This is a genomic window from Sphingomonas sp. PP-CE-1G-424 (genome assembly GCF_004341085.1).
In the GTDB taxonomy this organism is placed as follows: domain Bacteria; phylum Pseudomonadota; class Alphaproteobacteria; order Sphingomonadales; family Sphingomonadaceae; genus Sphingomonas.
Window position 1 is genome coordinate 250,848 of sequence record NZ_SLXW01000001.1, and the last position, 11,865, is coordinate 262,712.

11 protein-coding genes are annotated in these 11,865 nt (G+C 66.1%); 3 read left to right on the forward strand and 8 right to left on the reverse strand.

What is annotated here, in order from left to right; genetic code table 11:
- Positions 1-213: 213 nt before the first annotated feature.
- The 3 genes from C8J43_RS01235 to C8J43_RS01245 are packed head-to-tail and all read right to left on the reverse strand — an operon-like array spanning position 214 to position 3,996.
- Complete coding sequence (locus tag C8J43_RS01235; protein ID WP_056055405.1) at positions 214-591, reverse strand: YdbL family protein; 378 nt, start codon at positions 589-591, stop codon at positions 214-216.
- 1 nt (position 592) lies between these two features.
- Complete coding sequence (locus tag C8J43_RS01240; protein ID WP_082444354.1) at positions 593-769, reverse strand: YnbE family lipoprotein; 177 nt, start codon at positions 767-769, stop codon at positions 593-595.
- 47 nt (positions 770-816) lie between these two features.
- Positions 817-3,996, reverse strand: coding sequence for a YdbH domain-containing protein (locus tag C8J43_RS01245; RefSeq protein ID WP_243645357.1), 3,180 nt, complete (start codon positions 3,994-3,996; stop codon positions 817-819).
- 86 nt (positions 3,997-4,082) lie between these two features.
- Between C8J43_RS01245 and radC the strand changes: the two genes are divergently transcribed.
- Both radC and C8J43_RS01255 read left to right on the forward strand, forming a co-directional pair.
- Positions 4,083-4,787: a DNA repair protein RadC gene (gene radC, locus C8J43_RS01250; protein WP_121885490.1), complete on the forward strand. Its 705-nt coding sequence runs from the start codon at positions 4,083-4,085 to the stop codon at positions 4,785-4,787.
- A gap of 82 nt (positions 4,788-4,869) precedes the next feature.
- Positions 4,870-5,082: a hypothetical protein gene (locus tag C8J43_RS01255; RefSeq protein ID WP_133029421.1), complete on the forward strand. Its 213-nt coding sequence runs from the start codon at positions 4,870-4,872 to the stop codon at positions 5,080-5,082.
- A 71-nt stretch (positions 5,083-5,153) separates the two neighbouring features.
- Here C8J43_RS01255 and C8J43_RS01260 read toward each other — a convergent pair whose 3' ends face one another.
- On the reverse strand, positions 5,154-5,606 hold the full coding sequence (locus C8J43_RS01260) for an EF-hand domain-containing protein (protein WP_133029422.1): 453 nt from the start codon (positions 5,604-5,606) through the stop codon (positions 5,154-5,156).
- Between the two features lie 250 nt (positions 5,607-5,856).
- Between C8J43_RS01260 and purB the strand changes: the two genes are divergently transcribed.
- Complete coding sequence (gene purB, locus C8J43_RS01265; protein ID WP_133029423.1) at positions 5,857-7,155, forward strand: adenylosuccinate lyase; 1,299 nt, start codon at positions 5,857-5,859, stop codon at positions 7,153-7,155.
- A gap of 430 nt (positions 7,156-7,585) precedes the next feature.
- On the opposite strand, the gene C8J43_RS01270 is transcribed toward purB, so the two are convergent.
- The 4 genes from C8J43_RS01270 to dnaK all read right to left on the reverse strand — a co-directional run bounded on the left by C8J43_RS01270 (position 7,586) and on the right by dnaK (position 11,779).
- Positions 7,586-8,038, reverse strand: coding sequence for a TM2 domain-containing protein (locus C8J43_RS01270; protein WP_133029424.1), 453 nt, complete (start codon positions 8,036-8,038; stop codon positions 7,586-7,588).
- A 75-nt stretch (positions 8,039-8,113) separates the two neighbouring features.
- Positions 8,114-8,584, reverse strand: coding sequence for a hypothetical protein (locus tag C8J43_RS01275; RefSeq protein ID WP_133029425.1), 471 nt, complete (start codon positions 8,582-8,584; stop codon positions 8,114-8,116).
- 32 nt (positions 8,585-8,616) lie between these two features.
- Complete coding sequence (gene dnaJ, locus C8J43_RS01280) at positions 8,617-9,750, reverse strand: molecular chaperone DnaJ (protein WP_133029426.1); 1,134 nt, start codon at positions 9,748-9,750, stop codon at positions 8,617-8,619.
- A 121-nt stretch (positions 9,751-9,871) separates the two neighbouring features.
- Positions 9,872-11,779 (reverse strand): molecular chaperone DnaK, encoded by a 1,908-nt coding sequence (dnaK, locus tag C8J43_RS01285; RefSeq protein ID WP_056055380.1) that lies wholly within the window; start codon positions 11,777-11,779, stop codon positions 9,872-9,874.
- Between the last annotated feature and the right edge of the window lie 86 nt (positions 11,780-11,865).

An 11,865-nucleotide genomic window follows, 5' to 3' on the forward strand; every position in this document is an offset into this window, starting at 1 on the left:
AAGGGGGGGGGGCAAGTCAACCGGTGTGACACGGGCGTCATTAATGTCGGGTTGGGTTACTGGCGCTAGGTAGCAGGATGGCGACTGATGCCCAGCCCGTCATCCTGACGAAAGTCAGGATCCAGAGCCACAAGCGAACCGTGCTTGGCTCTGGATCCTGGGTAGAGCCCAGGATGACGAACTAGGAAAGCGTCGGGCGTTTACCCGGGTAGCTCAAACGCAGCGCGAATCGCGTTCGGGAGCGCCGGCGGTACGGGTCTTCCAGACACCGTTCGGCGTCTTGTACTTCTCGCCGGGGTTGGTCTGCAGGATCAGGTTGCAGCCGCTCGTGAACGCAAGCTGCTCGACCGTCGCGCCGCTCGCCTGCGCCTTTGCCGTGTACGCCGACTTGCGCTGGATATTGATGTTATTGACCAGCGCGCGCAGGTCGCCGCTCGCCGCGCCGACCAGGCCGAGATAGCCGTCGGGCTGCTCGCCGACCTCGCCACCGGCACGCGCCGCGGCATAGGCCGGATCGCGCTGCGCCGACGCTGCCACCGAAAGGCCGCCGAGAACCGCGGCTGCGGCAATCATGGCAATGACCTTCTTCATATCAAAATATCCCCGGATTCTGCTGGATCAACGATTTCGCCTCGCCATCGAGACGATAGACCACTTCCTGCGTGACATTGATGTTGAGGTTGATCTCGATCGGCTTGTCGGGCGCCGACACGTTGATGCAGCCCGGCAAGGCCGCCGTCAGCCCGATAATCGCGATCGTCCTCGTCATCCTACGCAAGATCGGCCTTTGCTCCAGCTTCTTCAATCCTGTTTCGGTCATGGCACGATCCTGCTTGCGGGAGGCTGAATGGTTGGAAGTTTGAGCGTTGGGTTGGGCGGCGGCGGCGCGGCCTGCTGTTGCAGCAACGCCGGCAGGTTGCGCTGGATCAGCCGCTTCGGATCGTAGAAGCTCTGCGCCGAATCGAGCAGCCCGCGGAACGGCGCCTTGATGCGGATATTGAACACAAACGGCAGTTTCTGGAGCCGGCGGACGATGAAGTTCGACTTGGCCCCCTCACCCTGGCTGATCCCGGCAAAGCGCACGTCGGTGACCATCTCGCCCGCGAGCGGCCCGTTCATGCCGACCCGCAACGACTGATACCGCAGCGACTTCAGCGCCTGGAACGCGATGTTCGCCCACATGCCGAGATCCTTCTGGCTGAGATCGCCGACATAGGCGAGCGTGCCGCCGCCTTTGCGCACCTGGAGATCGCCGCCTTCGATCCGGCCGCCCGTTTCGTCGAAGATCATCGGCAGCACGCCGTCGAAGATCCCGGTCGCATCGAGATTTTTGAAATCGAACTGTTGCAGGAACTGGTCGGCGGCCATGTTGACGACGTGGAACGTCATCCGCCGCTCCTTCGGCGCGGAGAAGTCGAGCAGCGTCGGGTCGAGCGTCAGCGATCCGCCCGCGAACGGCCACGACCCACCCTCGACCTGCACGCGCGCGCCGGGCAGCGTCTGGTAACGGATCGTGCCATCGGTGACCGGGATGCCGGGGTTGAGCGTGCGGATCGTCGCCACCTGCCCCGGCGCGCTCTGGAGGTTGAGCAGGTCGGTGAAGCGGATCTCGGTGGCGATGCCCGTGACCGGGCCGAATGCAGCAGCGAGATCGGTGCCGGCGGTGCGGAACACGCCGGTGCTGGTCACGCCGTCGGGGTTCCAGGCGATATGCCCCTCGCCGCTGACCGATCCGTTGACGTCCGCGATCACGCCGAAGGTCAGCGGAGTAAGCGCGTCGGGTTGCAGCTTGTCCTTGGCGAACGCAATCGCGGGCACGTTCAGGTCGGCCTTGCCTGCGCCGGCACCGAGCGCGTGGGTCAGCGTGACGTCGGCGACCTTGGTATTGGTGGTCGGTTCGAACAGCGTGCCGGCGGCGGTGATCGTGCCGTTGACCAGCTGAAGCGTCACAGTGCGCGCGGCTAGCGGCTTGAAGCGCGGGGTCGGCGCGGCATCGGATACCCCCATCGCGCCGGTGAGGTCGAGCGCGCCATTGACGAGCGTCCAGTCGCCGGCCGCCTCGCCGAGCAGCAGCGGCACGTTGGCGATCTGCCCCGAGCCACCCGTGAACGCGCCCGCGACGCCCTGCCCGGCCATGCGGCCCGTGACGGAGGCGAAGTCGAGCTGCGTGACACGTTCGGGCGCGCCGATGCGGGTCTGCACGCCATCGATCGCAAAGCCGCGATCCGCCAGCCGCACGGTCGCTCCCGCGGTCGCGAGCGTGATCGGTGTGGTGCCGAGTCGCCCACCCAGCTTGGCCGCGGCGATCTTCGCACCACCGCTGACCCGCACGCCGTCGACCTGCACCAGCGCGCCGTCCACCGGGCACAAGGTCAGCCGCGACGGATCGAGCACCAACCCGGATATCGCCAGGCGTTGGACGGCCAACGGCGCGCAACCGGTGTTGACGACCAGTCGCCCACGACCGTCCCAAAGCGCCGCAACCGGCATCGACAGACCATCGACCCGGTTGGCGGGACCGCCCGCACCGATCGGTCCCGCGACCGTGACGCGCGTCGCGATCGAGGTTGCCCCGCCCGGCGTCGCGCTGAAGGTGACGGGAGTCAGCGCCAGTCGCGCGCCACCCGCCGCATAGGGCGCGATGGTGGCGACGCCGCGGATCGCCGCGCTCGGTTTCGCCTGTGCGAGCGACACGCGCGCCTCAGGCAACCCGCCGCCGCGCATCGCGAGCACCGTGTCGAGCCGCACGCCACCGTTCGGCCAGCCGAACGCAACCCCGCTCCCGCCGCCAAGCGCCACCCGCGCCCCACTGGCGGAGGCGAGCGCCAGACGCGACAGCAAAGCCTGGCCGCGCCCACCGTTGACCCGCACGCGAAAGTTGGCGTCCGCCACAAATCCGCGGCCGGCCTTCTGGATCGCCTGTGCCACCGCGGTCGCCAACGGCGCTACGGGCGTCCCCGCGGCCGCGCCGCCTATTCCTGCCAGCCCCGCGAGTCGCTTCTGCGCCACCGCCGCGCCGCTCGCCTGGACGCGCCCGTCGAACGCGATCTGCTGGCCGATCCGGTAGGTGCCCGCGAGCGCAACCCGCCGCGCGCCGCCTTCGGTGGTGCGAACGGTATCGGCGGCGATGTTCGCCTTGCCGCCGGTCGCCGCCGCGCCTCCTGTGAAGTCGATCGTTCCCCCAGCACCGGCCAAAGTCGCACCCGGCGTCCGTGCCGCGCCAGTCTTGAGCGTCGCCTTGCCCTGCCAGCGATCGAGCGCGGCGGAGAGGCCGACCTCCAGATCGGCCACGATCCGCTCCGCCTGCGTTGTCCCGCAGGTGAGCCGCGACACGCGCACCGGCCCCGTGATCGTCGGTTTGGCCGCGTCGATCCGCAACTTCACCGTCGCCGCGAGCCGATCGATCACGCACCCGCCGACATCGAGCCGCTCGCTGATCGCCGCCAGCGACCCGCGGAACCCGTCGTCGAGCTTGCCGGAGCCGGCGAGCTTCAGTCCGACGATCCCTTGCGGCGTCTCCAGCCGCATCCGCCCATCGGCAATCGACACGTCGAGCGCGGGCAACGCGAACGGCTTCCCCGACGGCGCCGGCAGCAGCTTGTCGATCGCGCCGAGCGAGACTTTCCCGTCCACCAGCCGCCCGCGCAGCCGGACCTTCCCCGCGCGCACGCCCTCCAGATACGGCCCCGACAACCCGAGGCCGGTCCGCGTCTCGACCCAGTCCGCCACGAGATCGGGATGCGCCGGATCGCCGATCACGACGTTGCTCAGTCGCTGCCAACCCAGTGCGAGGTCGGCGATGTCGTAGCGCGCAGGCACGCCGGCCCTGGCGAGTTCGCGGTCGATGAACCCCTCGGCGATCGGCTTCCGTACCAGCCACAGCACGACCAGTCCGACGATCAGGAGCAGCGCGATCCCCAGCGCAACGCGGCGGGCGGTCGCAGGACGGCGAGGATGGGCCCCGGGGTCGGCCCCCGTCTCGCTCGTCTCGGTCACCCACTCACTCCGCTACGCTTTCGCGGCCTGCATAGGCGGGAGCGAGGGCGTCATGCAATTGCCCAGGGATGTGCTAGCATCGCAAAATGGCCGAACCGGACGAAGACGCTGACGTCCGGGGGGACGATCTGAAGGGCCATCGCGGTCGCCTCCGCAAACGCCTGTTCGAAGGCGGCAGCGACGCGCTGCTCGACCATGAACTCATCGAATACCTGCTCGCGATCGCCATCCCCCGCGGCGACACCAAGGCGCTCGCCAAGGCGCTGATGCGCGAGTTCGGCGGGATCGGCGGCGTGCTGACCGCGGATGCCGAGGCGCTCGGCCGGGTGAAGGGCATGGGCGAGATCTCGACCGCTGCGATCAAGATCGCGCACGCCGCCGCGATCCGCCTGCTGCAATCGCAGGTTAGCGACCGCCCGGTACTCGCCAACTGGCAGGCGCTGCTCGACTATCTCCGGGCCGATATGGCGCACCACGCGATCGAGCGCTTCCGCGTGCTGCACCTCAACACCAAGAACATGCTGATTCGCGACGAGGTGATGAGCAAGGGCTCGATCGACCAGGCCGCGGTTTATGTCCGCGAAGTCATCCGCCGCGCGATCGACCTCGGCTCCGCGTCGATCATCCTCGTCCATAACCATCCGAGCGGCGACCCCTCCCCCAGCCGCGCCGACATCGACATCACGCGGACAATCGCGGAGGCGGGCAAGCGGCTCGGCATCACCGTGCACGACCATATCGTGATGGGCACCGGCGGCCATGTCAGCCTGCGCGCGCAGGGGTTGATCTGACGCAACTAGATAAGCGTGTAAGTTCCTTCAAAGTCCGGGCCGTTTCGCGCGCGCCTTCGTTGTCTCACCGAAGGAATTGCATGTGGACAACAAGCTACACGACGAAGCCTCGATCGTAACCGCGGAACACGGCCAAGTCCTGGTCGATGGGCCGGACGGCGTCGCGGTATCGCTGACGCCTGATGCCGCCGTCGAGACATCCGACCGGCTGTTGGACGCCGCGGTCGAAGCGCAAGGCCAGATCCTGATCGAGGCGCAGGTCGAAAAAGAACGCGCAGCCCGCAAATCGGGTTGATCGACAGGCCTGCCTAGCGACTTTGGCGGATCAGGGATTGTTGAAAGTCGCCCCCTGATCCGCGGTATCGATCAGCCTTGCGTCAAGAAGCTGGTCACTTCGGTTTTAGTCAGCGACTTGTTCTTGTCGGTATCGGCCTGCGCGAAGGCGGCGGAGACCCATTTCTTGATCTCGGGCGCATCGGGCTTGGTCGAGGGATCGGTCTCGGTCTTCAGCGCGACCATCCAGCCGGCGAATTCCGCCGCGCTGAGCTTGCCGTCGCCGTTCTTGTCATAGGTCGGGAACTCGGTGTCGACGACCTGCGCGACCTGACTCCCCGTCGCCGGCTGCTCGCGTGCGGCGGACTGCATCGGCACCGGGTCGGTCGGCGTACCGGACTGCGGAGTCGCCATCGCATCAGACTGCGCCGCCTGCGCAGCAACACCGCCACCGGACGCGGGCGCTTGTGAGGATGTTGCAGCGGTCTGCGCCAATACGGGTGCAGCAAGCATCACCGCGCCAGCCAGCATAGCATATTTCAACATTGCGTCTCTCCGGTACTGTTCTACGCATCTACTAAGTCGTTCGACGACCGAGCCTGATATATACTCGGCACCGCGAACCACTCACCAACTTTATACGCGCACGATCGCCGGCTTGCTACGCAGCGAGGGGTATTTGAACCTTTTCCTGCGTCCTGCTACCGCGTTTTCAGCCTGCATCGGCGAGGCCTCGTAACGGGGACCGCCACCGCAGCATCGCTTTCACGCCCGATATCAGCCCCGAGGAAACCCGATGGTCCCCCGCTATTCCCGCCCCGACATGGTCGCGATCTGGACGCCCGAAGCGCGCTTCAAGATCTGGTTCGAGATCGAGGCGCACGCCACCGACGCGCTCGCCGAACTGGGCGTGGTACCCAAGGAAGCGGCCGCCGCGATCTGGGAAAAGGGCGCGTTCGAGGTCGACCGGATCGACGAGATCGAGCGCGAGACCAAGCACGACGTCATCGCCTTCCTGACCAACGTCGCCGAGCATGTCGGCCCCGAAGCGCGCTTCATGCACCAGGGCATGACCTCGTCCGACGTGCTCGACACGTGCCTGGCCGTGCAGCTGGCGAAGGCGAGCGACATCCTGATCGCCGATCTCGACGCGCTGCTCGTGGTGCTCGAACGCCGTGCGCGCGAGCACAAGATGACGCCGACGATCGGCCGCAGCCACGGCATCCACGCCGAGCCGGTGACGTTCGGGCTGAAGCTCGCCCAGGCGCATGCCGAGTTCGCGCGCAACCGCGCGCGGCTGGTGGCGGCGCGCGAGGATGTCGCGACCTGCGCGATCTCGGGCGCTGTGGGGACGTTCGCGAACATCGATCCGTTCGTCGAGGAGTATGTCGCCGGCAAGCTCGGCCTGTCGGTCGAGCCGGTCTCGACGCAGGTCATCCCGCGCGATCGCCACGCGATGTTCTTCGCGACCCTGGGTGTGATCGCCAGCTCGATCGAGCGGCTCGCGACCGAAGTGCGCCATCTGCAGCGCACCGAAGTGCTTGAGGCGGAGGAGTTCTTCTCGCCCGGCCAGAAGGGGTCGTCGGCAATGCCGCACAAGCGCAACCCGGTGCTGACCGAGAACCTGACCGGTCTCGCGCGGATGGTCCGCGGGTATGTGACGCCGGCGATGGAGAACGTTGCGCTCTGGCATGAGCGCGATATCTCGCACTCGTCGGTCGAGCGCTACATCGGCCCGGATGCGACGATCACGCTCGACTTCGCGCTCGCGCGGCTGACCGGGGTGATGGACAAGCTGGTCGTCTACCCCGAGCGGATGTTGAAGAACCTCAACAAGATGGGCGGCCTCGTCCATTCGCAGCGCGTGCTGCTGGCGCTGACGCAGGCGGGCGTGAGCCGCGAGGACGCGTATCGGCTGGTGCAGCGCAACGCGATGAAGGTGTGGGATTCGGACGGTGCCCTGTCGCTGCTCGATTTGCTGAAGGCGGACCCTGAAGTGACGCTGTCGGATGCCGAACTGGAAGACAAGTTCGACCTCGGCTACCACCTGAAGCACGTCGACACGATCTTCACCCGGGTGTTCGGCGCGGCCTGAAGACTGGCCGAAGGTTGCTCCCCTCCCTGAAAGGGAGGGGTTGGGGGTGGGTAGGCCGACTCGAGCCACCCACGTCTGGAGTTTGCGGAAGCCGACCCACCCCCTGCCCCTCCCTTGCAGGGAGGGGAGACCGTCGCAGTTCGGGCCAATGCGCCGCCCGATTGCGCCAAAGTGCACGCAACGCAATTGCGATTACGTGTTACAAAATTGCGACAACGCGCAACTAAGCCCATATGCCGCTTGCCGGATATTGTTCCGGCATCGGAGACCTACCCATGCGCATGTTCGAAACCGTGACCAGCACCATGCTGGCGATCGCGGCTCAAGCGCTGGTGGTCGGGGTGGTCATAACCGCCTTCTGATCCATCGGCCCGCCCGCCCCCTTCCGAGGGGGCGCGGCTAGGCCGGGAGTTTCAAGACCCGCTAACGACTACCGTTTGCGCGGATAGCGCGCGGCGAATTCCTCGTCGGACATCACCAGATAGCGGATCATGTCGATCAACGCCCACGGCGCGCTGATGACTAGGCCGACGACCGTGAGCGTGAGCACCAGCATGACGATCCCGGAGCCGGTCCGGCCGAGGTAGAAACGGTGGATGCCGAGCGTGCCGATCACGAACGCCATGACCGCGGCGACGTATTTGTTGCGGTCGTTGGTCGGGAGTGCCTCGGGCGGCACGGCGCGGCGTGGGCCCGGCGCGGTCGGCATCGGAAAGACGCTGAGCGCGCGGTCGTTGGCCGCCTCGAAATCGACCTCGATACCGATCGCAGGTTCGCCGCGGTGCGCCCAGTCCTCGCGGGCGAACCGGTAGCGCTGTCCGTCCTGCCCTGCGACGAGACCTTCGCCCGTACGGGGATCGACGCCTAAAACCTGTCCGCGCATATCATTCCTCGGTGTTCGTTTCGCATTCTGGCGGATGATGCGGATCAGGCAAGCTTGAACTCATGCTTTGCCAGATCAGGCGGCGAGCGCGGTTTGACGCCAATGTCTGTCGTCGTCGTTGTCAGCATCCGTCGATCGCGTTTTCCGCGAGCGGATCGCTCGCTTGTACGCTTTTGCAGCCGGGCGGCGAGTGAAGACGCTGATCCAGCCCGTCATGAAGGTCCGAACGCGCAGGCTGGATACCGCAACGGCCAGCGCCATGAGAATGTCGACATAGGCCGAAACCTCGAACGTCGTGATCCAGATCGCGACATCGGGGGCGGCCAGAGTGAGCAGCCTGATGCCGTCGCCTTCGCCGACGAGCGTGACCATCGCGGCCGTCAGCATCAGCAGGAACATGACGGCGGCATCGCCCCGCGTGAGCCGTGCCAACCGCGCCGCAGGCTTGTCGATCAGCACTCGGCGCAGTGCCTTGCCGATCGGCGTCTGGGGGGCGGTGGCCATGACCAGCCAACAGGTGATCGCGGTGAAAAGACATGCCAGCATTGCGCCCCCTTTAGCTCAGTATGGTAACCGGTTCATTCCCCCGCGAACACGCCCTTCAGCTTGGCGAAGAAGCCCTGGCTGGCCGGGCATTCGTCGCCCGTTTCCGTCTCGCGGAACATCTCGAGCAATTCCTTCTGGCGGTTGCTGAGACGCGTGGGGGTTTCGACGTCGATCTGGACGACGAGGTCGCCGTGACCACGGCCTTGCAGAACGGGCATGCCGGCGCCGCGCTGGCGCAGTTGCTTGCCCGACTGGATACCGGCGGGGATCTTCACTTCGTGCGTGCGGCCGTCGAGGCCGGGGATCGACAGCGACCCGCCGAGCGACGCGACCGTGAAGCTGATCGGTGCGCGCGCGAACAACGTCGTGCCTTCGCGCTCGAACAGATTGTGCTTGGTCACGTGGAGGAAAATGTAGAGGTCGCCGGACGGAGCACCGCGGGCGCCTGCCTCGCCTTCGCCCGACATGCGGATCCGCGTGCCTTCGTCGACGCCCGGAGGGACGTTGATCGACAGCGTCTTGGTCTTCTCGACGCGACCTTCGCCGCGGCAATCCGGGCATGGGTCGGCGATGACTTCGCCCGCGCCGTTGCAGACCGGGCAGGCTCGCTCGACTACGAAGAAGCCTTGCTGCGCGCGCACCTTGCCGTGGCCACCGCAATGTTGGCAGGTTTTCGCGCGTGTGCCAGCCTTCGCGCCAGAGCCATCGCAGGTATCGCAAAGCGCGGAGACGTCGATCGTGATCTCGGTCGTCTTGCCGTGGAACGCTTCCTCCAGGCTGACTTCCATGTCGTAGCGCAGGTCCGCGCCACGCCGGGCCGCCGAGCGACCGCCGCCGCGCTGTGCGCCGCCCATGAATTCGCCGAAGACGCTTTCGAAGATGTCGCTGAAGCCGCCGAAGTCCTGCGCGCCGCTACCGTGACCGCCACCGCCGCCGTTCTGGAACGCGGCATGGCCGAAGCGATCATAGGCCGCACGCTTCTGCGGGTCCTTGAGGCATTCGTACGCCTCGCTGACCGCCTTGAACTGCGCTTCGGAATCCTTGCAGCCGGCGTTCTTGTCCGGGTGATACTTCATCGCGAGCTTGCGGTAGGACGACTTGATCGTCCCCGCATCCGCGGTCCGCTCGCATTCGAGCAGTTCGTAATAATCCGTCTGGGTACTCATAGCGGCCCTCTTAGCCCTCTCCCCTCCGGGGAGAGGGTTGGATGAGGGGCCATTCCACACGGCAGCGCGCGGAACTGCCCCTCACCCCGGCCCTCTCCCCGAGGGGGAGAGGGAGTTTCGGTTACGCCTTCGGGTTGTCGTCGACTTCCGAGAACTCGGCGTCGACGACGTCGTCGTCCTTCTTCGCCGCGTCACCGTCGGCCGACGGCGACGCGTCCGCCTGAGCCTGCTTCTCGTAGATCGCCTGGCCGAGCTTCATCGCGACCTGGGCGAGCGCGGTGCTCTTCTCGGTCATCGCGTCCGCATCGCCGCTCTCGACCGCAGCCTTGGTCGCGTCGATCGCGGCCTGGATCTCGGTCTTCAGCGACTCGTCGACCTTGTCGCCGTTATCCGCCAGCTGACGCTCGGTGGTGTGGACCAGCGACTCGGCGTTGTTCTTCGCCTCGGCGCCCGCACGACGCTTCTTGTCCTCCTCGGCGAAGGTCTCGGCGTCGCGGACCATCTGGTCGATGTCGTTGTCCGAAAGACCACCCGATGCCTGGATGCGGATCTGCTGCTCCTTGCCGGTGCCCTTGTCCTTGGCCGAGACGCTGACGAGGCCGTTGGCATCGATGTCGAACGTGACTTCGATCTGCGGCACACCGCGCGGTGCGGGCGGGATGCCGACAAGATCGAAATTGCCGAGCATCTTGTTGTCGGCCGCCATCTCGCGCTCGCCCTGGAACACGCGGATCGTCACCGCGCCCTGGTTGTCGTCTGCGGTCGAGTAGGTCTGCGACTTCTTGGTCGGGATCGTCGTGTTGCGATCGATCATCCGGGTGAACACGCCACCCAGCGTCTCGATGCCGAGCGACAGCGGCGTCACGTCGAGCAGCAGCACGTCCTTGACGTCGCCCTGCAGCACGCCAGCCTGGATCGCAGCGCCCATCGCGACGACCTCGTCCGGGTTGACGCCGGTGTGCGGCTCCTTGCCGAAGAACTGCTTCACGACTTCACGCACGCGCGGCATGCGCGTCATGCCGCCGACCAGCACGACTTCCGAGATGTCCTCGGGCTTCAGGCCGCCATCGGCCAGCGCCTTGCGGCAAGGCTCGAGCGTACGCTTGACCAAGTCCTCGACCATCCGCTCCAGATCGGCGCGGGTGATCGACTTCACCAGATGCTTCGGGCCGTTCTGATCCGCGGTGATGAAGGGCAGGTTGACCTCGGTCGACTGCGCCGAGCTGAGCTCGATCTTCGCCTTCTCGGCCGCTTCCTTCAGACGCTGCAGCGCGAGCTTGTCCTTGGCGAGGTCGATACCCTCGGCCTTCTTGAACTCGTCGGCGAGATACTGGACGATCTTGTTGTCGAAATCCTCACCGCCGAGGAACGTGTCGCCGTTGGTGGCCTTCACCTCGAACACGCCGTCGCCGATTTCCAGCACCGAGATGTCGAATGTACCGCCGCCGAGATCGTAGACCGCGATCGTCTTGCCGTCCTGCTTGTCGAGGCCATAGGCCAGCGCCGCCGCGGTCGGCTCGTTGATGATGCGCAGCACTTCGAGGCCGGCGATCTGGCCGGCGTCCTTTGTTGCCTGGCGCTGCGCGTCGTTGAAGTACGCGGGAACGGTGATGACCGCCTGCGTGACCGTCTCGCCGAGATACGACTCAGCGGTTTCCTTCATCTTCTGCAGCGTGAACGCCGAGATCTGCGACGGCGAGTAATCCTTGCCACCCGCCGAGACCCAGGCGTCGCCGTTCGGCCCGCGCGAGATCTTGTACGGAACCAGCTCGGTGTCCTTCTTGGTGATCGGATCGTCGAAGCGACGGCCGATCAGGCGCTTCACAGCGAAGATGGTGTTGTCGCCGTTCGTCACTGCCTGGCGCTTGGCCGGCTGGCCGACCAGTCGCTCGCCATCCTTGGCGAACGCGACGATCGACGGCGTGGTGCGCGCGCCTTCGGAATTCTCGATGACCTTGGGCTTGCCGCCTTCCATGACGGAAACGCAGCTGTTGGTCGTGCCGAGATCGATACCGATTACTTTAGCCATGAGTTCTGATTAGCCCCTCACTTGAAACGAAAATACGAAATCCGCTCCACCCCGTTTCGGAGGCGGAACCTTTCTGATGATGGGCG